The organism is Streptomyces sp. NPDC044719, assembly GCF_056433405.1.
Map to the genome: position 1 here is coordinate 442346 of NZ_JBWKHE010000004.1, position 25143 is coordinate 467488.

The 25143-nt window shown below is 72.7% G+C and carries 15 protein-coding genes; all 15 read left to right on the top strand.

Annotation, left to right across the window (positions count from 1 at the left end):
* Positions 1–28 precede the first annotated feature (28 nt).
* The 15 genes from AC07DF_RS18030 (at position 29) to AC07DF_RS18100 (ending at position 25117) form a co-directional block, all read left to right on the top strand.
* Positions 29–2005 (top strand): ATP-binding protein, encoded by a 1977-nt coding sequence (locus AC07DF_RS18030; RefSeq protein ID WP_478971752.1) that lies wholly within the window; start codon positions 29–31, stop codon positions 2003–2005.
* Complete coding sequence (locus AC07DF_RS18035; protein WP_478971754.1) at positions 1996–2322, top strand: hypothetical protein; 327 nt, start codon at positions 1996–1998, stop codon at positions 2320–2322. The genes AC07DF_RS18030 and AC07DF_RS18035 overlap by 10 nt, the downstream gene beginning before the upstream one ends.
* Positions 2319–9191 carry an eCIS core domain-containing protein gene (locus AC07DF_RS18040; RefSeq protein ID WP_478971756.1) on the top strand — a complete coding sequence of 2291 codons (6873 nt, stop codon included), beginning with the start codon at positions 2319–2321 and terminating at the stop codon, positions 9189–9191. The genes AC07DF_RS18035 and AC07DF_RS18040 overlap by 4 nt, the downstream gene beginning before the upstream one ends.
* Before the next feature lie 38 nt (positions 9192–9229).
* Positions 9230–9919 carry a hypothetical protein gene (locus tag AC07DF_RS18045; protein WP_478971758.1) on the top strand — a complete coding sequence of 230 codons (690 nt, stop codon included), beginning with the start codon at positions 9230–9232 and terminating at the stop codon, positions 9917–9919.
* Entirely contained in the window at positions 9916–10617 is a 702-nt protein-coding gene (locus AC07DF_RS18050) for a hypothetical protein (RefSeq protein WP_478971760.1), read from the top strand. The genes AC07DF_RS18045 and AC07DF_RS18050 overlap by 4 nt, the downstream gene beginning before the upstream one ends.
* Positions 10618–10625: 8 nt before the next feature.
* Positions 10626–11000: a LysM peptidoglycan-binding domain-containing protein gene (locus AC07DF_RS18055; protein WP_478971762.1), complete on the top strand. Its 375-nt coding sequence runs from the start codon at positions 10626–10628 to the stop codon at positions 10998–11000.
* Positions 10993–12132, top strand: a complete 1140-nt coding sequence (locus AC07DF_RS18060) for a hypothetical protein (protein ID WP_382487755.1) — start codon at positions 10993–10995, stop codon at positions 12130–12132. Before AC07DF_RS18055 ends, AC07DF_RS18060 begins: the two co-directional genes overlap by 8 nt.
* A gap of 40 nt (positions 12133–12172) precedes the next feature.
* Complete coding sequence (locus tag AC07DF_RS18065) at positions 12173–12709, top strand: phage baseplate assembly protein V (protein WP_193483451.1); 537 nt, start codon at positions 12173–12175, stop codon at positions 12707–12709.
* 19 nt (positions 12710–12728) lie between these two features.
* Complete coding sequence (locus AC07DF_RS18070; protein WP_329055117.1) at positions 12729–13073, top strand: hypothetical protein; 345 nt, start codon at positions 12729–12731, stop codon at positions 13071–13073.
* Positions 13070–13498 (top strand): GPW/gp25 family protein, encoded by a 429-nt coding sequence (locus AC07DF_RS18075; protein WP_478971765.1) that lies wholly within the window; start codon positions 13070–13072, stop codon positions 13496–13498. The genes AC07DF_RS18070 and AC07DF_RS18075 overlap by 4 nt, the downstream gene beginning before the upstream one ends.
* On the top strand, positions 13495–16605 hold the full coding sequence (locus tag AC07DF_RS18080; RefSeq protein WP_478971767.1) for a putative baseplate assembly protein: 3111 nt from the start codon (positions 13495–13497) through the stop codon (positions 16603–16605). The genes AC07DF_RS18075 and AC07DF_RS18080 overlap by 4 nt, the downstream gene beginning before the upstream one ends.
* On the top strand, positions 16602–20453 hold the full coding sequence (locus tag AC07DF_RS18085; RefSeq protein WP_478971769.1) for a putative baseplate assembly protein: 3852 nt from the start codon (positions 16602–16604) through the stop codon (positions 20451–20453). The genes AC07DF_RS18080 and AC07DF_RS18085 overlap by 4 nt, the downstream gene beginning before the upstream one ends.
* On the top strand, positions 20453–22600 hold the full coding sequence (locus tag AC07DF_RS18090; protein ID WP_478971771.1) for a hypothetical protein: 2148 nt from the start codon (positions 20453–20455) through the stop codon (positions 22598–22600). Before AC07DF_RS18085 ends, AC07DF_RS18090 begins: the two co-directional genes overlap by 1 nt.
* A gap of 76 nt (positions 22601–22676) precedes the next feature.
* Positions 22677–24221 (top strand): DUF6519 domain-containing protein, encoded by a 1545-nt coding sequence (locus tag AC07DF_RS18095; RefSeq protein ID WP_478971773.1) that lies wholly within the window; start codon positions 22677–22679, stop codon positions 24219–24221.
* Positions 24221–25117, top strand: a complete 897-nt coding sequence (locus AC07DF_RS18100) for a peptidoglycan-binding protein (RefSeq protein WP_478971775.1) — start codon at positions 24221–24223, stop codon at positions 25115–25117. Before AC07DF_RS18095 ends, AC07DF_RS18100 begins: the two co-directional genes overlap by 1 nt.
* The last annotated feature ends 26 nt before the right edge of the window (positions 25118–25143 follow it).

The following is a 25143-nucleotide window of genomic DNA, read 5'->3' on the forward strand; positions in this document are numbered from 1 at the left end:
CATGGCAGCGACGGGGGCAGGTGAGGACATGGGAGCGCGGGGAACGGCCACGGTCGCTGCCGCGGCGGGCGACGGCACGACGCTCACCGCGGAGATCCGGCGTGTCCTGGGCCGTGTCGACGCCCACGCGCTCCGCGGGACGGACGGGACGACCGAGGGGCGGGAGGAGCACACACCCTTGCCCGAGCCCGCCGACGGTCCCGGCACCGCCCCTCTCGACGCCCTGGTCGCCTGCCTCGGGCTCACTGCGTTCGAGCGTGATCTCGTGCTGCTCGCCGCCGCGCAGGAGCTGGAGCCGACGACCGGCGCGCGGTGTGCCGCGGCGAGTGGTGATCCGGAGCGGGCGTACCCGACGTTCTCGCTCGCCCTGGCCGCCCTGGACGAACCGCACTGGAGCGCGCTGCCGCCCGTGTCGCCGCTGCGCCGCTGGCGGGTCGTGGAGCTGGACGACACATCACGGCTGACGACGTCCCGGCTCCGGCTCGACGAACGCATCCTGCACTTCCTGCTCGGCTCGCCCTACCTGGACGCCCGGCTGCACGGCCGGCTGCGCCGCACGACGGTGCCCGACCGGCTGCCGCCGTCGTACGACCTCGCCGCGAGCCGGGTCGCGGCCGGCTGGACGGACGGCGCCCGCCCCGACGCGCCGCTGCTCGTCGAACTGGTCGGCGGCGACCTGCGCAGCCGTGCCGACATCGCCGCCGCGGCCGCCGCGCGCGCCGGGCTCGGGCTGTACGCGCTGAGCGCCGAGGACATCCCCCTCGACCCCGCCGAACGCGACCGGTTCGCCCGGCTGTGGCAGCGCGAGGCGATCCTGCTGCCCGCCGCGCTGCTCCTGGAGTTCGGCGAGCCGGACCGGGATCAGCAGGCCGCCACGGAGGCGTTCCTGGCCGGGGCCGCCGTACCGGTCGTCGTGTCGAGCGCCGACCCGCGCCGCACGGACCGCCCGCACGGCACCCGGGTCAGCGTGCCGCGCCTGGACGACGAAGAGCAACTGGCCCTGTGGACCGACGCGTTCGACGGCGTGGCGGACCTGGAGGAGCACGAGCTGCGGTCCCTGATCGCCCAGTTCCAGCTGCCGCCACACGTCGTACGGTCCGCCGCCGCCACCGTGCGCCGTGAACTGCCCTACGAGGACGAGCTCGACGCCGCCGGCCTGGCCTGGCGGGCCGGTATGGACGAGGCCCGGGTCGGCATGGACGAACTCGGCCGCCGTATCGAACCGCAGGCCGGCTGGAGCGACCTCGTGCTGCACGAGCGGCAGACCGGCGTGCTGCGCGAGATCGTCGCGCATGTGCGTCAGCGCGCCATGGTCCACCAGGAGTGGGGCTTCGCCGCCACCCTGCGCCGGGGCCTGGGCGTCACCGCGCTCTTCGCCGGCGGATCCGGCACCGGGAAGACCCTGGCCGCCGAGGTGATGGCCAAGGAACTCGGCCTCGACCTGTTCGTCGTCGACCTCTCGCAGGTCGTCAGCAAGTACATCGGCGAGACCGAGAAGAACCTCCGCCGTGTCTTCGACGCCGCCGAACGCGGCGGCGCGCTCCTCCTCTTCGACGAGGCCGACGCCCTGTTCGGCAAGCGCAGTGAGGTCAAGGACAGCCACGACCGGTACGCCAACCTCGAGGTCAGCTACCTGCTGATGCGGATGGAGGCATACCGCGGCCTCGCCATCCTCACCACCAACATGAAGAAGGCCCTGGACAACGCCTTCCTGCGGCGCATCCGCTTCGTCGTCGACTTCCCCTTCCCGGCCGAGCACGAACGCGCCGAGATCTGGCGCCGCGTGCTGCCGCCGCAGGCCCCGGTGAAGGACATCGACCCGCGGTTGCTCGCGCAGCTGACCGTGGCGGGCGGCTCGATCCGCAACATCGCCCTGTCCGGCGCGTTCCTCGCCGCCGAGGAGGGCGAGGCGCTCCAGATGCGGCACATGCTCGCGGGAGCCCGTACCGAATACCTCAAGCTGGAACGCTCCTTGACGCCGACGGAGGTCCGCGGATGGGTGTGACGCAGAACGGTGGGACGCAGCCGGGTGGGACGCGGGTGGGTGCGTCGGCCCCGGCGCCGCGCGAGATCCGTGTGGAGATAGGCGAGCTGGTCCTCGACGGCTTCCGCGCGGACCCCGACCGGGTCTCGGCCGCCTTCGAGGACGAGCTGACCCGGCTGGTCCGCGAGCGCGGCGTGCCCGCCGACGGTCCCTGGACGGCTGATGTCCTCTCCGGCCTGCCCCCGCTGCCCGCAGGCCTGTCCGCCCGCCGTCTCGGGCAGGAACTGGCCCGCGCGGTGCACGAAGGCCTGTGCGGCCGCGGGGAGGTGACGTCATGAGCAACTCACCGACCCAGGACAGCCGCTCCGAGCAGTCCGCCGAGCAGCGCCGCCGCAAGCGCAAGGAGCGTGCGGCCACGTCCCGCGCCCCGGAGCCGAAGAACATCGTCAGCGGCGCGGGTCAGCCGCTCGACCCGGGCGTACGACGGGAGCTGGAGGAGCGCCTCGGGCACGACCTGAGCCGCGTACGCCTGCACACCGGCAGGGACGCCGGTCACCTGGCGGACCTGCTCGGCGCGGACGCGGTCGCCGTCGGCCAGGACATCTTCTTCGGCGAGGGGGCGTACCGGCCGGGCACGGACGAAGGCCGCCGGCTGCTCGCGCACGAGCTCCTGCACACCGTCCAGAACCCGCACGGCCTCGGCACCCTGCGCGCAGGCCGCGACCTGGGGGCGGTGAGCCTGCCGCAGCAGGCCATCGAACGGGAGGCCGAGTCGGCCGCGCAGGAGCTGGTACGGGACACGGAACCCGGGCCGGACGCGGCGGCGGAGCTCGACCAGGCACAGGCCACCCCCGGCTGGCTCCGCTACGCGACCGTCGACGCCGACCGCCGCCGCACGGAGCAACTGGACCCCGCGACCCTCGTCGACCGCCTCGCCAACGGCCTTCTGCGTTCCCTGCGCGGCGACCCGGAGGACCGGTCGGGTCGCGTCCGGATCCAGCTGGCCCGCATGGCGCCCGAGGTGCAGGACAGCGTCCTGGACAGGCTGGAACTGCGGCTGCCCGTGCCCGTCGTCGACCGGCTGCTGGAGGGCGTGGAGGAGACGGAGCGGTCGGGCCCGCTGCCGTTGGAGGCCGCCGCGGCTCCGCTGGCCGTACCCGGTGCGGCGGAGGAGATCGAGGAGGAGCGCGCTCGCGAGGACTCAAAGGCCGATCCCGCTCCGGGCCAGGACGTACGGCCGAACGAGCCCGGCAAGCCCGGCGGGGAAGCGCAGGATGGCCGGACCGCGCCCGGTGGCGACCGGGAAGAGGACGCCGGGAACCAGGACGAAGGATCCGCCTCCGGCGACGCCGACCAGGAGAACGCCCAGGAGCCCGCCCAGGGCGGCGCCGGCTCGGCCGGGCGGCAGCAGGAGGGGGCCCAGGACGAGCAGGAGCGTTCGCAGGACCGGCAGGAGGACAAGGAAGCCTCCGGCCGGGACGCCGAGCAGGACGCCGCCGACGAACGCAAGGACGCCTCGGACACCGAACGCGACCAGCAGGACCAGGACAAGCAGGACGAGCGCGACGCCGAGGAGGACCGGGGCGGCCCCGAGGACGAGGCCGCCCAGGAGCCCGAGAAGCAGGCCGGCGAGCAGGAGCGGCGCGAGGACGAGGGGGCGTCGGAGGCGACCCGCCGCCAGGCCCCTGCCCCGGGCACCGTCGACCGCAGCGGTGCCGAGCCCGGGGAGAAGTCCCGGACCGGCCGCGAGGCCCGGACGTCCCGAACCCCGGGCGACCCGGAGAACGAACAGGACACGGACGACGAGCCGTTGGGACTCGAACCGGAGTCAGAGCGCGGCGAGAGAGACGAAGACGTCCGGGCGGACGAGGCGCCGGGCGGCGAGGCGGCACCCCCTTCGGAGGCCGATCTCCTCGGGCACACCGACGCGGCGAAGAACGCGAGCCTCGTCGAGGAACGGCAGAAGGGCACGGCCCCACGGCCCCCGCTTCCGTCCACGGACGTCGCCTCGGTATCGGACGGGGCGCAGCAGGACGAGCGGCCTGGGACCGCTCAGGACACCCCGTCGTCCGCCGAGGAGACGATGGTGGGTGACGAGGTCCCGGACGCCGTCACCTTCGGGCCGGACTCCGGGCAGCAGCCCGGGGCCGACGGCGCCCCCGAAGCGGCGGGTGCGGACACCGGGGCAGCCCGTGCCGCTGCCGACGGCGACCGGTACCGGAAGCAGTCGGACGAACGCAAGGAGGACGGAGAGGCCGCACGGCGCGATGAGGAGGCCCGGACCTCGGACGTGGCGTCGACCGGTGCGGCCGCGCCCGGTGAGACCGCCGCGCCGGACCAGTTGGCCAAGTCGGGCGAGGACGCCCGTACGCAGGGTGCCGGTGCACCGTCGAGCACCGGGGTGGGGAAGGACGGCGCGAGCGAGGCCGCGCAGAGCGCCCGGAAACCCGAAGCCGGGGCCCCCGACCGCAGTGGCGGGAAGGAGGCGGACTCCAAAGCGGACAAGGGCTCCGCGGCGGACAAGGGCAAGGACAAGCAGGCCGACAAGTCCGAAGGCGGCCGCGAGGCGGGCGGGACGAGCGGCTCACGCGACACCGCCGGGGACCAGGGGACCACGGCTCCGGCACCCGACACGTCCCCCGGTGGCCAGGAGACTTCCGAAGGCAAGGGCCCGGCCACCACTCCCGGCCCGGAGAGCGGCCCGGACAAGGTCTCCACCCCGGGTCCCTCGAGCGCGCCGAAACTGGCACCGGGCAACGGCCCATCGCCCATGGCCGCGGGACCGCAACCCAAGACCAACACCCCCAAGGCCGCCGATTCCGCGGCCCCCGCCGGATCGTCCGGCGGCTCCACGGGCTCGCGCTCCCGCCCGGCGGGCAGCAAGCGCCAGGCGGCGCGAAAGGCGGCGAAGACCGCGTCGCGCCGCGGCGGAGGTGCGGGCGGCGGCCGTAGGACCGCAGCCCCGGCGGCCGTCCGATCCGGTGGCCGCCCTTCCAAGGCCGGCGGATCAAAGGCGAACCCCAAGGCCAAGAAGGCAACCCCGCCCCCGGACGTCTCCAACGCCACCCCCGAGTCCGGTCTGTCGACGGCCGCGGGGCTCAAGCCGCACCAGGCCCTGGAAACACTCAAGGGCGTCAGCGGCGCGGTCGGCCGCTCGGTCGACAAGGAACGCACCAGCCTGCGCAAGGCGCCGCCGAAGATGCAGCGGCCCTCCGGCTCCCCGCGCACCGTCCCCGGCGGCCCGCGGGCGGCGGCCCCGGGCACGTACACGAACGCCAAGGTCGCCCGTACCGACGCCGCTCAGGGCAAGACGCCCGAGATCAAGGGCGAGCAGAAGCCGGAAGGTGACGTCCCGGGCGCGAACGTGCCGGAGCCGAGCTGGTGGGACATCGCCGTCACCATCGGCGCCCAGCTGTTCGGCAAGCTGCTGAAGGAGATCCTCCCGCTCGACGACCTGATCGACTCCATCCTGGGACTGCCGACCAAGGACGAGGGGCTGAAGAACGCCCGCGTCGGCGACGCCCCGAGGCTTCCGCTGGAGAACGACTCGGATCCGCAGCGTACCGACGAGCAGGGCCGCAAGCTCGACGAGCGGAAGAACGAGCTGCACCGGTCGGGACGTGACGACGCGGCCCGCCCGATGGGCGAGGACCAGATCTATCCCGACGTGCCCAAGGAGACCCTGACCGGCAAGGTGGCCGGCGGGAAGAAGACGGCGAAGGGCGGCGGCGCGCGGTCGGTGTCCGGCGGCGGTGTGCCGATCGAGTCCGCCTCCGCGGTCGCCGAGCACGACCGGGGCCCGCAGATCCAGGCCGGCTTCTCCCAGGGCCGGGACAAGATGGGGCAGGAGCGCCGGGCCAAGGACAAGAAGGCGGCGGACGACCGCAAGCAGCACGACCAGGACCTCCAGAAGGAGGTCACGGCCAGCGGCGAGAAGCAGTCCGACGCCCGCGACAAGGGCCGGTCCGACATCGCCGACTCACGGGAGCGGTGGCGCGGGGAGCAGGACGCCAAGGTCGCGGAGATCGACGGCAAGAAGGGCAAGAAGTACGACAAGGTCCGCGACGACATCAAGAAGAAGGAGGAGGACACCGACAAGGACGTCGACAAGCGGACCGAGGACGACAACAAGAAGATCGACGACGAGCAGACGAACGCCGAGAAGGAGGCGGAGAAGAAGCAGGAGGACGGCAAGGACGACGCCGACAACTGGCTCGAAGAGGCCATCGAGAAGCTCAAGGAGTTCTTCGAGAAGCTCAAGAACGCCATCAAGAGCGTCTTCGAGAAGGCCCGTCAGGTCGTCACCGACCTCATCGACAAGTTCAAGCAGCAGGTCTTCAAGCTCATCGACGACGCCCGCAACTGGGTCATCGACCAGATCAACACCTTCGCCGACGCGCTGATCGCCCTCGGTGACGAGCTCCTCGCCGACTACCCGGCGATGCGCGACAAGTGGCGCAACACCATCGACGGGGCGCGCGACTGGGCCGTGCAGAAGGTCAACGAGGCGGCCGACGCGCTGAAGGAGGTCGCCGGGAAGCTCCTCGACGGCCTGTGCGGCGCACTCCTGGCCGGCCTCGACGCGCTGGAAGGCGGCCTGCTGGCCGCGGTCGACATCGCCGAGACGGTCACCGTCGGCGCGCTGGAGTTCGGTGCCGCAGCGGTCGCCGCGCTCGGTGAGTGGGCGGCCATCTTCAACGACATCGTCTCCGACCCGGGCGACTGGATCAGCAAGGCCGGTGCCGCCGCGGAGACGGGCGCCAAGGAACACCTCTTCGAGGAGATCAAGACCGCCGTCCGGGCCTGGTTCAACCAGAAGGTCCAGGAGATCATCGGCATCCCGATGGAGGACTTCCAGGAGCTGATCTCCGGCGGCGTCACCGTGGAGCAGATGGCGCAGATGGCCTGGGACGAGGCGCTGCCCCAACTCCCCGTCATCATCGGCGTGATGGTCGTCGAGAAGGTCGTCGCCAAGCTCATCCCCGGCGCCGGCTGGGTCATGGCGATCATCGACGCCCTCCAGACGGCGTGGGGCGCCCTCAGCGAGATCCTGGCCGCGTTCGGCCTGTTCATGGACTTCCTGAAGTCGGTCAAGAGCGGCAACGGCGCGCTGCCGTTCGCCAAGGCGGTCGCGGCCGGTGTCGTGGCCCTGCTCGAGTTGGTCTACACGTTCCTGGTCGAGGGGGTCGGCCGGTTCATGGGCAAGGTCGCCGACCGGCTCGGCGACATGCTGAAGAAGATCCGTACGAAGAAGGACAAGCCCGGCCCGGACCGGCCGGAGGCACCGGGCAAGCCTGACGATGACAAGCCGAGGGACGACAGGCGCGAGGACGACGGCACCAGGGACACGGACAAGCCGGCCGACCGCCCCGCCCCGCGCAAGCCCTCGCCGGACAAGGCCTCCCGGCCCTCGTCCAAGCCCCGCCCGGGCAAGCGCTCCTCCCCGGAGAAGAAGCCGCGCCCCTCGCACTCCACCCGCCCGAAGAAGCGCCGCGACGACGACGAACGCCGTGAGGAGGGCCGCGAGGTGAACGCGGCCCGGCGCCGGGCACGGGACGCCGAGCGCAGGCTGCGCGACGACGACAGGGACGAGCACGGCCGCGGGGCCGACCGCCGCGGCCCGGCCCGGGACACGCTCCGCGACCGGCGCCGCCCCGGCGCCGACCGGAGGGACGGCCGTGACCGCGACGCCCGCGACACACGCCCCGATGACCGCCGTGCGGACGGCAGGCGGCGCGCCGACGAGCCCCGCACCGATGACAGGCGGCGCCCCGACGAGCGCCGCCGGGACACCGGCAGCACCCCCGACCGCCGCTCCCCGGACGGGGGCCGCCGGCCCGGTGACCGGCCTCGCCGCAGCCCGCTGCGGCGTGCCCGCCAGACGGTCAAGGCGGCCGTCAACCGCGCCCGCCGGGCGGCGCGCAAGCTCTACGGGAAGGCCCGCCGCCGGCTCGGCAGCCGTCTGAACGACCGGCTGCGTCGTCTGCGGGACCAGTGGCGACGCCGGCACGACCGGGATCGCACGCGTGACAGGGACCGCGACAGGCGCCGCGACAACGACAGGCGGCGTGAGGAGGACAGGCAGCAGGAGGCGCCTCCGCTGCCGAAGGTGCGGTTCCGGATGGCCGACGGTGAGCTGCACACCCTGCTGTTCAACGGCCGCACGCAGAGCGCCGACCTCGTGGTGCGCAGTGTGCAGCAGGCGATGAGCGCGTTCTTCGCCGACTGGCAGTCGGACATCGCGACGATGCCCGCCGGTACCGAGAGGAACGCCCAGACGACCGCCCTCAGCAAGGCGGACGCGCTGTCCCAGAGCATCGACGGAATGCAGAACCGCATGTCGCCCAGGCACACGACCGCGAACTACGGCAGCCGTCCGATCCCCACGAACATCCGGTCCTGGCAGTACAGGCGACTCCAGACGGCGATGGTCAAACTCGCCCGCCTCCTCGAAGAACGCGACACGAACAACAACAACGACATCCCCCCCGCGGTGTTCCCGCCGTTCGTGGACAACGTGCGGGCACGGAACTTCAAGGCATACTACCTGCAACAGGGCATTCCGAAGGGGCAACCGGCAGGCTTGCACAACAAGAAACCACCCAACCCCGTGGGGTGGAGCCAAGCCCTTTCCCAGGCCCCGAACCATTTCGTCAAGATGCACCTTCTGCCCTTCAAGCTGGGCGGCCTGGCATCCGGCTCGAACCTCGTACCGGCGCCGGGTGATATCAATACGCGATTCCACTACGGCGTCGAAGACGAAGCGAACACGGCGAGGTCGGCGGCGGGGAAGGCGATCTGGTACACCGTCCGGGTCAAGTTCCGGAGCAATCCGCACGAGTTCTTCCCGGAGAACGTCATGACCAGGTGGAACTACCACTACAAGTCCGGGAACACGTGGAAGGAAAGGCCGCCGACCACGGCGTCGAAGCGCCACTACACCGAGGACATTCCGTTGCCGAAGTTCATCGAAGTGAACCGGCAGAGCGAAGAGGACCGCATGTTCTCGAAGTACTTCAAGGCATCCACCAAGATGGCCGCGGAGATCAGGAAGCTGTCCCGCCAGCGGCGGTTCCGGAACGTCGGCGATCTCACCTCGCGGCTGGAGAAACACCTCAAGGCGACCAGCAGCCCGTTGCAGGGCGAGTTCAGCACGGTCAAGGCGGAGATCCGCGCACGGCACATAGAAGGACTGATCTCCTACTGACCACGGCACCGCCCCACGCCTGACGAACGGAGCTACCCATGACCGACCTGAACCCCGCCGAACGACGACTCCGGCTGATGATGAGCGAACTGCGAGAGGCATCCGAATTCGAGGTGTACGACGCCCTGCCCGGTGCCGTCGACCCCGTGTGCGAGGACATCGACGCGGCATTCGCCGACATCACGGCGTCCACGGGCGTCTCCCTGGACGGCGCGCTCAAGGACTGTTTCGTTCGTTTCGACCGGTGCTCGGCCAGCTGGAGCATCGAAGCCTCTGAGAACGGCCTCTCGGGAGAGTTCAGCATTTCGCACCTGCCCGCCGTGGTCGCCACCGAGGCGCCGCCCACGGCGACGGAGCTGATGACCCAGGACGAACGGCAGCGGTACGCGGAGTTCAGGGTGCTGGACGATCACCCGGTGAGCGGGACGGGCGCCTTCACGGCGCTGCGCCTGAATCCGGAAACCCCCAACCCGGAGATCTGGTACCACGACTTCCACTACAACCTGGGCGGCTTCCGGATGGCCCTCGACCACTGCCGCTATCTCGACGCCCTCACGCTCACCAAGGGGACGTTCGGCTGGCAGTTCCTGTTCTGCGATGTCTCCTTCGCGGACGACGACTTCGTGGGTCTGGGGGACGAGCTGGGAGAAATGCTCGACGTTTTCCCCCGCCTCTTCCCCGACCACGACTACACGGACCTGCAGGCCCGCCTCCGGGAGCGCACGTGACCCGCTACGCCGACATCCCCAAACCCATCCGCTCCGGCATCGTCGTCGTCAACCCCGACACCGGCACCCCGCAACGCATCATCGTGCTCCAGTTCAACCCGGACACCCTCGAACGCAGCGTGACCCCGCAGTCGGCCGGTGACAGCGGTGACGCCGGAGGCGGCGGGACCGGTAGCGGTGACCGGAACGAGGCGCTGCGGCTCAAGGGGCCCGCGCAGGAGACCTGGAAGTTCACCGCCGAGATCGACGCGACGGATCAGTTCGAGGTCGCCGCGCCCGACGGGATCCACCCTCAGCTCGCCACGCTGGAGATGCTCGTACAGCCGACCACCGCGCAACTGCGCGCCGCGAGCAAGCTGTCGCAGAAGGGCGCCATCGAGATCAGCCCGATCGAGATGCCGCTGACGCTGTTCACATGGGGGAGCAAGCGGGTCATGCCCGTGCGGTTGACGGAGTTGTCCGTGAACGAGTCCGCCTTCGACGTGAACCTCAACCCCATCCGCGCCTCCCTCAGTATCGGCATGAAGATCCTCACCGTCAGCGATCTGCCCGCCGGGCACCGCGGCGCCGATCTGTACATGGCACACCTCGCGCAGAAGGAGCGGCTGGCCGCGGCGGCACGGGGCGGCAGCCTCGGCGCGCTGGGGCTGGGCGGCGGCCTCGGAGCCGCGGCGAGCGCATCGATCAGGAGGGGCTGAGCCACACCATGGCCGACATCGAACCGTACGAGAGCGCCCTGGACGCCATACCCGGGGCCCATCCGTATCCACGCACCAGCCGGTACCACGACGCCGAGATCGGGGTGCACCGCCGACCCGACGGAAGCGAGGTCAGGTACACCAAGCGCCGGCTGCTGCCGCCCCTCGACGACGGCGGCGACCAGGAGACCCAGCCCCACGTCGTCGGCGCCGGGGAGCGGCCCGACCTGCTCGCCCAGCGGTACTTCGGCGACCCCGGGCAGTGGTGGCAGATCGCCGACGCCAACCCCGTACTCGATCCACGCGAGTTGACCGAGGAGGCCGGGCGGATCATCGGCATTCCGGTCGCCGGCGGCTTCCCGCAGGGGGACCGGCGTGTTTGACCTGCCCGTGGGGCAGGGCCCCGTGCACATCACCCTCCTCATGGGGCCCAAGCTCGCCCGCCCCGTGCCCGCGGAGGTCACCGAGGCCCTGCTGTCCGCGCAGATCACCGCCACCGCGGGCGAGCGCAGCGGCTTCCAGCTCGCCTTCGACCTCACCAAGAACGGCATCATCAGCCGCCGGCTGCTGCCCGAGGGGTACTTCGATCCGAAGACCCGGCTCATCGTCACCGTCAACGTGCGGGGTACCGCCGCCGTGCTGTTCGACGGGCTCGTCGTACGGCAGGAGGTCGGTGCCAGCAACCGGCCCGGCCACTCCACCCTCACCGTCACGGGCGAGGACCTCACCCTGCTGATGGACCTGGAGGAGCGCACCGCCCGCTACCCCAACCTGCCGCCCTCCGAGCGGGCCCTCGCCATCCTGCGCCGCTACTCCGACTACGGCATACGGCCCGACGTCTACACCGAGAAGGTCGCCCAGCCCCCGCACCAGGACCTGCGTGTGCACTACCAGACCGGCACCGACCTCCAGTACGTCACCGAGCTCGCCCGCGCCAACGGCTACACCTTCTACCTGGAACCCGGACCCAACCCGGGGCAGTCGTCCGCCCGTTGGGGCCCAGAAGTCCGGCTCGGCATCCGCCAGCACGCCCTCAACGTCAACATGGACGCCCAGTCCACCGTCGACCAGCTGACGTTCGCCTACGACGGGACGGCCCGGGAAGAGCCGCAGGCACGCTGGCAGGACCCCGGCACCCGGCAGTCCACCCTGCTGCCACAGCCGCCGATCAGCCCGCTGCGCCCGCCCCTGGGCAGGCGCCCCACCCCGGCCCTGAAGCGCAAGACGCTGTCCGGCACCGCCAAGCAGCAGCGCGAGCAGGCCGAGGCCGAACTGCTCGCCCGCGCGGCCGTCTCCGCCGACGTCGTCTCCGGCTCCGGCTCCCTCGACGTCAACCGGCACGGCTACATCCTCCAGCCGCGCCAGCTCGTCGGCGTACGGGGCGCCGGACGCGCCTACGACGGCGACTACTACGTCAAGTCCGTCACGCACAACCTGCGGCCGGGCTCGTACCAGCAGAACTTCACCCTCTCCAGGGAAGGGCTCGAAGCCCGCAGCGACTACGTCCGGCCGTAACCCACCCCCCCCGAGACCATCAACCAGGAGCACCTCCACCATGGCGGCACCCAGCAATCGCTACCTCGGCAAATTCCGCGGCCGGGTCGTCGACAACAACGACCCGCTGCGCATCGGCCGCGTCACCGTCGAGGTCCCCGACGTGCTCGGCGACGAGCCGTCGACCTGGGCGCTGCCCTGCCTGCCGTTCACCGGGCCGGAGTCCGGGCAGTTCGTGGTGCCGCCGCCCGGCGCGGGCGTGTGGGTGGAGTTCGAGCAGGGGGACCCCAGCTTCCCGGTGTGGACGGGGTGCTGGTACGGCGCCGCCGAGGAACTGCCGCCCGACGCGCGCCGCGAGCTCCAAGCGAACTCGCCGAGCAAGCCGGTCGTCGTGCAGACACCCCAGGCGCACAAGCTCGTCATGAACGACACGCCCGGCGCCGAACAGGGGATCCTCCTGCAGGCCCAGGGCGGCGCCTACATCCGCATCACCAAGGAAGCCGTGGTCATCGCGACCGGCGCCGGTGCCGAGGTCGTGCTGCGCGGACGTGAAGTGACGATCAACGAGGGCCAGTTGACCGTGCTCTCGAAGCGATAGACGACGGGGGATCCAGCAAGTGACAGGTACGACCAGAAGACTTCTCGACGCCGGCACCGTGCTCGGCTGCCCGCACGGCGGGCGCGTCACCGCGGCCACCCCGCCCTCCGGCGGCGTCCGCGTCGCGGGTGCCGCCGTCGCCACGGCCGCGCACCCCTACGTGGTCACCGGCTGCCCGCACACCGTCGACCGGGTGCCCTCGCCGTGCGTCACGGTCCGCTGGACCGCCGACACCACCGGCATCACGGTCGACGGCGCGCCCGTGCTGCTCGACACCTCCGCGGCCCAGTGCTTCAGCGCGGCCTTCGTCCCGCAGGGGCCGCCCGTCGTCCAGGCCGCGCAGCGAAAGGTCACCGTCCGATGAGTCCGACGAGCCCGATGAATCCCGGCAACGTCACCGCTCCCATGGGTGCCAGGGGCCCGCGCGGCGATGTCGCGTTCCCCTTCCGCGCCGACCGCCGCGGCCGCACCGCGCACGCCGGCCACGGCGAGCACGTCCACGACCTGATCGAGCAGCTGCTGTTCACCAGCCCCGGCGAGCGCGTGATGCGCCCCGACTTCGGCTGCGGACTTCTCGACCTCGTGTTCGCGCCGAACAGCCCCGAGCTGATCAGCACGCTCGAACTCTCCGTGCAGGCCGCGCTGCAGCGCTGGCTCGGCGACCTCATCGAGGTCACAGCCCTCGACATCGTCAGCGAGGACCACTCCGTCCGCGTGTATCTGTCGTACGCCGTCCGGGCCACCGGCACCCGGCGCGACGACGTCTTCGAAGGGAGGGCCGCCGCATGACGACCGGCACCACAGCGTCCCGCCGCGCCAAGGTGAGGGCCGCCCAGCTCAATGGCGTCGACACCGTCGAGACCGGCGACGACGGTCTGCTGCTCACCGTCACCTTCCTCGGCAAGGCCCCGCACGGCCTCGGCCCCGAGAACATCCGCGTCGACGGCGGCCGCCGCGTCACCGGCATCACCGCCGTCGACGTCAGCGTCGAACGCGAGGAGGACCCGGAGCTCGACGACCGGCTCTACGTCACCCTCGACCGGGCCGGAGACACCTCCCGCTACCGGCTCTCCCTCGTCGAGACCGACCCGTACGGCCGCCCCGGCACCGAGCCGTACCGCGGCTTCGACCAGCGCTACCACAGCGCCACGTTCTCCTTCCGCCCCGACTGCCCCACCCCCTTCGACTGCAAGGACGAGCACCGGCCGGAGACGGACTTCCCCGCCGCGCCCGTCATCGACTACACGGCCCGCGACTACGACACCATCCGCAAGCTGCTCCTGGACCGGCTCGCGCTCACCACCCCCGACTGGGTCGAGCGCAACCCCGCCGACCTGGGCATGACGCTCGTCGAACTCCTCGCCCACACCGGCGACCAGATCAGCTACCAGCAGGACGCGGTCGCCACCGAGGCCTACCTCGACACCGCCCGCCGCCGGGTCTCCATACGCCGTCACGTCAAGCTCATCGACTACGCGATGCACGACGGCTGCAACGCCCGCGCCTACGTCACCGTCCGGACCGCGCAGGACCGGACGCTCGCCCCGGGCACGTTCCGCTTCGCCTCCGTCGACGTGCGCAGTCTCGACCCGCACGACCGCCCCGAGCCGGGCACCGTGATCGACGAGGCCGACCTCGGGGACCTCGACGAGCGCGGCTCGGTGGAGGTCTTCGAACCGGTCGTCGCCACCGACCCGCTGGAGCTGCGGGTCGCGCACAACGCCATCCGGCTGTGGACCTGGGGCGGCGAGGTGTGCACCCTGCCGCGGGGCGCCACCGCCGCCACCCTGCGCGACGCCTGGGTGGACCCGGAGACCTGCCGCTCGCGCCGGCTGGCCCTCAGGCCGGGCGACGTGCTCGTCCTGGAGGAGGTGAAGGGCCCGCGCACCGGCACGCCGGGCGACGCCGACCCCGCCCACCGCCAGGCCGTCCGGATCACCTCCGTCACACCCGGCCTCGACCGGATCGAGGACCAGCCGGTCCTGGAGATCACCTGGGCCGCCGAGGACGCGCTGCGCTTCCCGCTCTGCCTCACCACCCGCGGCGGACGCGACTGCCTGCCCGTCGACGACGTCACCCTCGCCCGCGGCAACGTCGTCCTCGCCGACCACGGACGGACGCTCACCGGCCTGCCCGAGACGGTCACCGTGCCGCCCGTGCCCGCCGTGACCGCCCCCTGCGACCCTCCCGTCTTCGGCTGCCACGACACCGACGAGGGCAACGCCCCCGCACGGCTGATCAACGCCCTGACGGCCCGGACCGAGTCGGGCCGGGCCCTCGTACCGAGCGACGTCCGCGAACTCTTCGGTGTCGTAGGGGAGGCCGCGACCAACCGCGCCGGACTCGGCCTGGAAAGCGCCGGGCAGCGGCACGAACAGGTCGTCCCCGGCACCGCGTACGCCCAGGCCACCGCCCTGCGCACCCTGCTCGCCCAGTCCGTCTACCCGGGCATCGCGCCCCGCTTCCGCCCGGTCCTCGGCCGGACGCCCGTCACCCAGGCGGTGCCCTTCCCCGACCCCGGCACCGTCGCCGCCGGGCAGGCCGAGCGGATCGCGGCCATCCCGGGCCGGGTCCGGCAGCGCCTCGTCGAACTGTGGCGCAGCGCCCGCGACCGGGACGGGCTCGGCCGGGAGGAGATCGCCGAACTCGCCGTGATCTACGGCCTGAACGTGCTGGAGCGGTTCGAACTGCACCGCCACCCGGTCCGCGCCCTGCGCGAACTGCTCTACCGTAGCGACCAGTTGCTCGACTCCAAGCTGCGCCGCGTCGAGGTCCTCGCCGCCCGGGCCCGGGCGGGAACCGTCCTCGACGGGCACATCGCCTGGGAGATCGCCCACGCCTGGGGCCCGGCCTACGCGGCCGGACTCCACCCCGAGGAGACGGTGCTGCGCGGCTCGGCGACCGCCGCCCTCACCCAGGACCCGCGCCGGGCGCTGCCCGCCGTACGTCCGCACGACGGGGAGCAGACCTGGGTGCCGCGCCGCGACCTGCTCGACAGCGGTCCCCGCGAGCGGCACTTCGTCGGCGAACTGGAGGACGACGGGCGCCTCGCCCTGCGCTTCGGGGACGGCCGGCACGGCGCGAGGCCCAGGCCCGGCTCCCGCCTGGAGCTGCGCTACCGGCTCGGCGGCGGCACCGCGGGCAACGTCGGCGCCGAGGCCATCAACCACCTGGTCGTGCAGGGCGACTGCGACGTCCCGGCCGCCGTCGTGCGCAATCCGCTGCCCGCCACCGGCGGCATCCAGCCCGAACCCGTCGAGCAGGTACGCCAGCTCGCCCCGCTCGACCTGCGCCGCACCCGGCTGCGCGCGGTCACCGCCGACGACTACGCCGCCCTTGCCGGTGCCCTGCCGGGCGTGCAGCGGGCGGCGGCCGAGATCCGCTGGACCGGCAGCGTCCAGGAAGCACACATCGCGATCGACGCGTACGGCACCGGCACCCCGTCGCGGGACCTGCTCGACTCGGTCGCCCAGGCCCTGGAGACGTACCGGCGCATCGGCCACGACCTCGTCGTGGGGCCCGCCCGCCTGGTGCCGCTCGACATCGCGCTGAACGTCTGCGCCGAGCCGGGGCACCAGCACGGGCAGATCCTGGCCGAGCTGTACCGCGTGCTCGGCAGCGGACGGCTGCCCGGCGGACGGCTCGGCTTCTTCCACCCCGACGCGCTCACCTTCGGCGAACCGGTCCGGCTCAGCCGACTGGTCGCCGTCGCCGCGGCCGTGCCCGGGGTGGAGAGCGTCGAGGTCACCCGGCTGCGCCGGCTGTCCGAACAGGACCGAGGAGAGAGGGAGGACGGCGTGCTGCGGCTCGGCCCGCTGGAGATCGCCACGTGCGACAACGACCCGGACCGGCCGGAGAACGGCCTGCTGGCGATATCCCTGGGAGGTGCCCGATGACGGACCCGTACCCGGTCCCCGCGACCGACGACTGCGGCTGCGGCGGCGCCTGCCGCGGCGGCCACGACGAGCGCCTCGCGCCGAAGCCGCCGCACAACCCGCCCGGCCGCACCGCGCTCGACTACCGCGTCGGCGAGTACGGCTCGTTCCTGGCCGCCCTGCTCGACCGGCTCGCCTCGCCCGCCTACCCGGCGCTGAACCGCCTCACCGTCCGCACCCCGGACGACCCGGCGATCGGCCTGCTCGACGCCACGGCCGTCCTCGGCGACCTGCTCACCTTCCACTCCGAGCGGATCGCCGACGAGGCCTATCTCCGCACCGCCGACGAGCACCGCTCCCTGGTGCTGCTCGGCCGGCTCGTCGGGCACCGGCCGCGTCCCGGTGTCGCCGCCGCCACGCACCTGGCATACACCCTCGAACGCGACCCGCGCGCCGAGGCGCAGAACGTGCTGATCCCGCGAGGCGCGCGCAGCCACAGCGTCCCCGCGAACGCCGACGAGGCGTCGCTGACGTTCGAGACCGCCCGGGACCTGACGGCCCGCTGGGACTTCAACGAGCTGAAGGTCCGCCGCCGCCGTCCCTCGCTGCTCACCCCGCAGGACCTCGACAAGCGCTCCGAACTCTTCGTCGAGGGCACGGGGCTCTCGCTCCAGACCGGCGACCAGTTGCTGTTCGTCTTCGGGGAGGGCGCGGGTGGTGCGCGCAAGCTGCTGCCGGTGGCGAAGACGCGGGTCGACCGGGACGACGAGATCACGGCGATCTCGCTGCCGAAGTCGGCGCCGGCGACGCTGAAGGAACTCCTCGACGAGGTGCGGCGCTGGATCGCGCTGCCCGTGCAGCCCGGTGAGCCGGGGGAGGAGCCGCCGACGCCGGAGGTTCCCAACCCGCGGCCGGTCAGCCGGCTGATCGAGGACTTCGAGGATCAGGTTCTCGAGCCGCTCCGTGACGACCTGGAGGAGATCAAGACGCCCGAGCGGCTCGCGGCCCGGCTTTCCGAGCCTCTTGCCCGGCTCGGTGAGGCGCAGGTGCTGGCTGCTCCGTATGAGGGGGTGGCGGCGTGGTTCGAGCAGTTGGAAGCGGTGCTGGCCGAACTTGCCGAGCGGGCTCTGGAGTTGGCGCCTGCGCAGACGGATACGGATGAGGAGGGTGTGGTGGTGGGTGCGCGGCCGTCTGCTGCGCCGTCGGGGCTGGTCGCGCCCACGCGGCGGAGCCGCATATCGACACAGCCCGCGCCCCTGAGGGGCGACTCCAACGCCGCTCTGAAAGCCCTGGGCGCTGTACTCCCCGCCCTCCGTGCCACGGCCCCCAACCCCCCTGGTACCCCCCGGCGGCAGCTCCCCGGCACCGACACCGCACGACTCCTCTCCGCCCTCAACCCCGGCCTCGGCAGTCTCTATCCGGCCTGGCGCACGGCCGCCGCCCCCGGTACCCCGCAGCTGCTGCGCGAGCTGCTCGCCCTGCGCGTCACCGCGGCCCCCTTCGGCGCCACGGCCCCGCTGAAGCCGGTCCAGGACGATCGGGGCCGGGTCATCCGTACCGCCGACTGGCCGCTGACCGGGGCGGTGCTGGCGACCATGCGGGTCGTCTTCGACACGACGGGCAAGACCCCGGTGCGGGCCGAGTTCCAGTACGTCGAGGGCAGCAGCTCCGACCAGCGCGCGGAGAACCTGCCCGTCGCCCAGCCCGTCACCTTCGCGCTCGGCCCCGGCCAGGTCGAACTGTCCGTGCGCTCCGGCCAGGACCGCGACCTGAGCTGGCTCAACCGGCGCCCCGCGGACTCCCAGGAGCCGGGCGTCACGGCCCGCTTCCTGTCCGCCCTGCCCGAGCGCACCCTGTTCGTGTCCCGGCCCGACGACGAGGGCCTGGTCCACGTCGGCGTCCACAACGGCACCTCCCAGCAGATCGCCCTGCGGCCGGGCGCCGGTGAGCAGTTCACGCACGGCGACCACGAGATCAGCCTCAAGTACACGGTGGGCAGCGCCGAGCCGGGCGTCGAGGTCGTCATCGCCAGCAAGCCGGAGCCCGTCAACCGCCGCACGCTCCAGCTGGACACCGTGCACGAGGCCATCACCGTCGGCAGCTGGGTGGCGATCCAGCGGCCCGCCAAGGGAGCCGAGGGCGGTGTGCCCGGCGATCCGAAGCTGGCGTTCGTCACCACCCAGGTGGTGGCCGCGCGTACGGCCGCGTACACCAACTACGGCATCACCGGACGCGGCACCGAACTCACCCTCGCCGCCCCCTGGCTGGACGAGTTCGACGTCCTGCTGTCGCACATCCGCGACACCACCGTGCACGCGGCCGGGGAACCCCTGCGTCTCGCCGACGAGCCCCTCGGCGAGGACGTGCACGGCAACGAGATCGAACTCGCCGAGCTGTACGAGGGGCTGCGGCCCGGCCGCACGCTCATGGTGGCGGGCGAACGCAGCGACATCCCGGGCACGGCCGGCGTCAAGGCCACCGAGATGGTCACGGTCGCGGCGGCCGACCCGGCGGTCGACTCCCGCCTCCCCGGCGACCACGTGCACACCCGGCTCACCCTCACCGCGGACCTCGCCCACCGCTACCGCCGCGAGACGGTCCGCATCCTCGGCAACGTCGTCGAGGCCACCCACGGCGAGAGCCGCGAGGAGGCCATCGGCAGCGGCGACTCGGACCGCGTCAACCAGACCTTCGCGCTCTGGCAGTCCCCGCTGACCTGGCTCGCCGACGACAACCCCCTCGGCGCCACCCCCGTACTGGAGATCCGTGTCGACGGCGTGCTGTGGCACGAGGTCGACAGCCTCGCCGGGCGCGGCCCGACCGAGCGGGTCTACATCAGCGGTGCCACGGCCGACGGCCGGACGACCGTGACCTTCGGCGACGGTGTGCACGGCGCCCGGCTGCCCTCCGGCCACGAGAACGTCCGCGCCCGCTACCGCTTCGGCACCGGCAGGGCAGCCAACGTGCCCGCTGACCGCGTCACCCAGCCCCTCACCCGGCCGCTGGGCGTCACCGCGGTCACCAACCCGCGTCCGGCCACCGGTGGCGCCGACGCCGACGGCCCCGGCCTGACGCGGCGTACGGTCCCGCTGGCCGTCTCGGCGCTGGACCGGCTGGTGTCCGAGTCCGACTACGAGGACTTCGCCCGCTCCCGCGCCGGCATCGGCCGGGCCTCGGCACGCGAACTCTTCGACGGGCGGCGGCGCGTGCTGCACGTGACGGTGGCGGGCACGGACGACGTGCCGATCGCCCCCGACTCGGACACCCTGCGCGCCCTGCGGGGTGCCCTCACCGAGTACGGCGACCCCAACCTCCCGGTCCGCGTCGACGGCCGGGAACTGGTCCTGCTGCTGATCGCCGCCCAGGTGAAGGTGGCCCCCGACCACGCCTGGCACAACGTCGAGCCGCGTCTGCGGCAGGCCCTGCTGAACCGGCTCGGCTTCGAGGGCCGGGAGCTCGGCCGGCCCGCCCGTCTCTCCGAGGTCCTGGCCACCGCTCACACCGTGCCGGGCGTCGACTACGTGGACGTCGACGTCTTCACCGGCGTGCCCGCCTCCGCGACCCCGGAGGAGCTCACCGAGCTGCTCACCCGGCCCGGCCCACCGCGGGCATCCGTCCCGGCGCACCCGGCGACGTACGACGAGAAGATCCACACGGTCCGCGCCGGGAACGGCGAGACGCTGTCGGAGATCTGCGCGAAGTACGGCGTCCCGCTCGCCGAACTGCTGCGCCTCAACCCCGACATCACCGACACCCGGCGGCTGCCCGAGGGCCGGTCGGTGTACGTCTTCCGCGGCATCCGCCCGGCCCAGCTCGCGCTGCTGTCGCCCCGGGCCGCGGACACCCTGATTCTGACGGAGGTCAAGTGATGTCCCCGGATCCCCAGTTGGAGACTCCGCCCCCGGTGGTGCCTCGGGAGCCGGACGGGCTCGCCGATTTGCTGCCCCGCTGGCACCGGCTGCGCGACGCCGAGGAGGGCGAGCCGCTGCGCGCGCTGCTCGCCGTGATCGCCGAGCAGGTCGACCGTGTCCGCGACGGCGTCCAGCAGGGCTACGAGGACCTGTTCGTGGAGACGGCGGCCCCCTGGGTGCTGCCGTACCTCGGCGACCTGGTCGGCTACCGCACCCTGCCCGGCTACGAACGCGTCCTCACCACCGGCCTGCACGACGGTGGCCGGGCCGCCCTCGCCGAGGCCGTCGCCCCGCGCCGGGACGTGGCCGCCACGGTCGCGAGCCGCCGCCGCAAGGGCACCCTGCACCTGCTGGAGGAGCTGTCCGAACAGGTGGCGGCCTGGCCGGCGCGCGCCGTCGAACTGTCCCGGCAGGTGGCCCACACCCAGCCGGTGAAGCTGTACGGCACCGGCACCCACCGGGGCGAGCGCGGCCGGCTGACCGACCTGCGCGACGGCGCCGAACTCGCCCTCGGCGGCGGCCCCTTCGCGAACAGCGCCCGTACCGCCGATGTCCGCCGCGCCGAGTCACGGCACCGGCAGGGCGGCTGGACTCCGGCCGGCGTCGCCCTGTTCGTGTGGCGGCTGAAGGCGTACGCGCTGACCCGGACCCCGGCCTACTGCATCGACCGGGCCCGCAACCTCTACACCTTCTCGATCCTCGGCAACGACACCCCGCTGGCCACCAAGCCGTTCCCGGAGCCCTCGCCGACGCACATCGCCACCGTCGACAACGTGCCGGCGTTCATCACGCGCCGTCTCCTGCACGACCGGCTGCTCGACTACTACGGCCCCGGCAAGAGCTTCGTCATCCGGCGTGACGGCGAGGACAACCCGGTTCCGCCCTCGGACATCGTGGTCGCGGACCTGTCGGATTGGCGCTACCGTCCCAAGCGCGGACAGGTCGCCGTGGATCCCGAGCTGGGCCGGATCGCCTTCGGGGCGCGGTCCGCGCCCCGGCAGGGCGTGTGGGTGGATCACCACTACGCGTTCGGGGCCGACATGGGCGGCGGCGAGTACGAGCGCGACCGTGAGCCGCGTCCCGAGGCCGAGTTCTACCGGGTCGGGCCCGGACAGCCCTACCGGCAGATCATGGACGCCTACCGGGCCTGGCAGCACGACCGCCGGGCAGGCCGCACCGGGCCCGACGGCATCATCGAGATCACGCACAGCGGCGCCTACCAGGAGCAGCTGGACTTCGACCTCGACCCCGGCGACCGGCTCGAACTGCGGGCGGCGGAGGGCACGCGCCCCGTGATCCGGCTGCTCGACTGGTACAGCAACCGCCCCGACGCGCTCAACATCCGCGCGGTGTCCGAGGACTGCGCCCCGCACGAGCGGCCCCGTGTCGTCCTCGACGGACTGCTGGTCGCCGGACGCGGCATCAACGTGACCGGAGCGATGGGCGCCGTCGTCGTACGGCACAGCACGCTGGTGCCCGGTTGGTCCCTGGAGCCCGAGTGCGATCCGCACTCGCCCGAGGAGCCGAGCATCGTCCTGGACCGCACCACCGCCTGCCTCCAGATCGAGCACAGCATCCTCGGCACCATCGAGGTCATCGGCGACGAGGTGGGCGAGGACCCCCTCGACATCCACATCCGGGACAGCGTCCTCGACGCCACCGCCGACGACCGCGAGGCCCTGTCCGCCCCGGACTGCCGCCACGCCCACGCCGTGCTGCACCTGCACCGCACCACCGTCATCGGCGAGATCCACACGCACGCGGTGAAGATCGCCGAGAACAGCGTCTTCACGGGCCGGCTCCACGTGGCCCGGCGCGGCATCGGCTGTCTGCGCTACTCCTACGTCCCCTCCGGCTCACGCACCCCGCGCCGCCACCGCTGCGCGGACACCAAGCCGCTCTTCGCCTCCCAGCGTTACGGCACGCCCTGGTACGGGCTGCTGGCGGACCGCTGCCCGGAGGAGATCCGGCGCGGCGCGGACGACGGAGCCGAACTCGGCGCCTTCCACGACCTGTACCGGCCGCAGCGCGAGGACGGCCTCAGGGCCCGGCTCGCCGAGTACACCCCGGCCGGTACCGACGCCGGGATCTTCTTCGTGACATGAGCCGCACCGCCACCGGCTGAGCCGCACCGCCACCGACTTCGTGAACCCGCACTTCTGAACCAGGGGGACACCCTTCATGCACGCAGACCTCTCCCGCTCGACGTTCCGGCCGGAGCGGCACTACTCGGCGGTCGTCGCCCAGCAGGGCCGCGTCCAGCTCGACGCCGACCTCAACGAGCAGACCGCGATCCAGCTCCACCAGGCCCGCAGCCTCGCCGCCGACCTGATCGGCCCCCACGGCGGCCCGCGCGACGCCGCCGGTTTCCGCATCGAGTACGTGGGCGGCAAGCACGAGATCGACACCCTCGTCATCCACGGCGGCCGCTACTACGTCGACGGCATCCTGTGCGACGCCGACCGCCCGGCGGCCGGGGTGCCCGTCACCGACGAGGAGAGCGAGGAGTCCGCGCCGGAGCCGCCCGCGCAGTGGACCTACTGGGACCAGCCCGACGCCTTCCGCGACCCGGAGAAGCCCGGCGACCGGCTGCCCTCGCCCGCCCAGACGCCGTTCCTCGTCTACCTGAACGTGTGGGAGCGCTCGGTCAGCGCCGCCGAGGACCCCGCCCTGCGCGAGGTCGCCCTCGGCGCGGCCATGCCCGACACCTCCGCCCGCCTCAAGGTCGTCTGGCAGGTGCTGCCGCTCTCCCTCACCCAGCTGGAGATCGAGGAGACCGACCCGTCCAAGGAGGTCGTCCGGGCCGCGTTCACCCGCTGGGCGCAGCGCCAGTCGGCCCCCTCGGCCCGGCTCGCCGCCCGCAGCGAGCGGCCCGACCACGCGGATGAGGACCCGTGCCTGGTCAAGCCGGACGCCCGCTACCGGGGCCCGGAGAACCAGCTGTACCGCGTGGAGGTCCACGCGGGCGGCGAGGCGAAGGACGCCACCTTCAAGTGGTCACGGGAGAACGGCTCCGTCGTCTTCCCCGTCGACGAACTCGACGGCACCTGGGTGCAGTTGGCGTCCCTGGGTCATGACGACAAGCTGGACCTGGACGTCGGCGACCACGTGGAGTTCACGGACACCGCCTACGCCTCCCGCCTGGAGCCCCTGCCGCTGCTGCGCGTCGAGGAGCTGGACCTGCCCGGCCGCCGCGTCCGCCTCTCGGCCGAACCGGACCCGGGCGTCGGACGGCTGGCGCATCTGAACCCGTACCTGCGCCGCTGGGACCACCGAGGCGGCCCGAAGCGCAAGGGCCGCAGCACCGATCTGCGCGGCGGGGCGATCCCCGTCACGGAGGGGGAGTGGCTGCCGCTGGAGGACGGCGTCGAGGTGTACTTCGCCAAGGACGGCGCCTACCGCACCGGCGACCACTGGATCGTGCCCGCCCGCACCGCCACCGGCAGCGTCGAGTGGCCGGTCGACCCGGCCCGCCGCCCGCTGCTCCGGGGACCGGCCGGCATCGCCCGGCACTTCGCCCCGCTGGCCCTGATCAAGGGCGAGGGCAGCGCGGTCGATCTGCGCCTGGCGTTCGGCCCGCTGGCGAGCAGCGTGCCGGCCGCCGACGAGGCGACGCTCGCCGCGGAAGAACAGGCCCGCCGCGAGGAGCTGGCCGCCGAGGACCCCTCACAGGGGAGGTCCCAGACCACAGCGGAGGCGGAAGCCGCCGTCGAAGGAGACAACTGATGGCCAAGCCGCTCAGCGCGTCGAAGCTGGTGGAGATCCTGCGGGCCGAGGGCGTGACCGTCCACGAGGTCCGCGGCTGGCGCACCCACAACCGCAACAGCAAGGGCCCCTGGGGCCCGGTGAACGGCGTGATGATCCACCACACCGTCACCTCCGGCACCGCCGCCTCCGTCGACATCTGCTACGACGGCTACTCGAACCTGCCCGGCCCGCTGTGCCACGGCGTCATCGACAAGAAGGGCCATGTGCACCTGGTCGGCAACGGCCGCGCCAACCATGCCGGCCTCGGCGACAGCGACGTCCTGCGCGCCGTGATCAACGAGTCGAAGCTGCCGGGCGACAACGAGGCCGACACCGACGGCAACCGGCACTTCTACGGCTTCGAGTGCATCAACCTCGGCAACGGCAAGGACCCGTGGCCCGAGGCGCAGAAGGAGGCCATCGAGAGGGTGTCGGCGGCGATCTGCCGGCACCACGGCTGGTCCGAGCGCTCCGTCATCGGCCACAAGGAGTGGCAGCCGGGCAAGGTGGACCCGCGCGGCTTCACCATGGACGGCATGCGCAAGCGCATATCCGACCGGCTGAAGGGCGCCGGGGGCGGCACCAAGCCGGACCCGGACCCCAAGCCCGCGCCCAAGCCGTCCTACGAGCCGTTCCCGGGCGCCGCGTTCTTCCACGCCGGACAGCGCTCCCCGATCATCACGGCGATGGGCCGCCGCCTGGTCGCCGAGGGCTGCAGCCGCTACGAGGAGGGACCCAGCCCCGACTGGTCCGAGGCCGACCGCCGCTCCTACGCGCTCTGGCAGCAGAAGCAGGGCTTCTCCGGCAGGGACGCCGACGGCATCCCCGGCAAGCTCACCTGGGACCGGCTGAAGGTGCCCAAGTCGGGGAAGTGAGCGCGTGCGCCCCTCCCCGCGGAGGG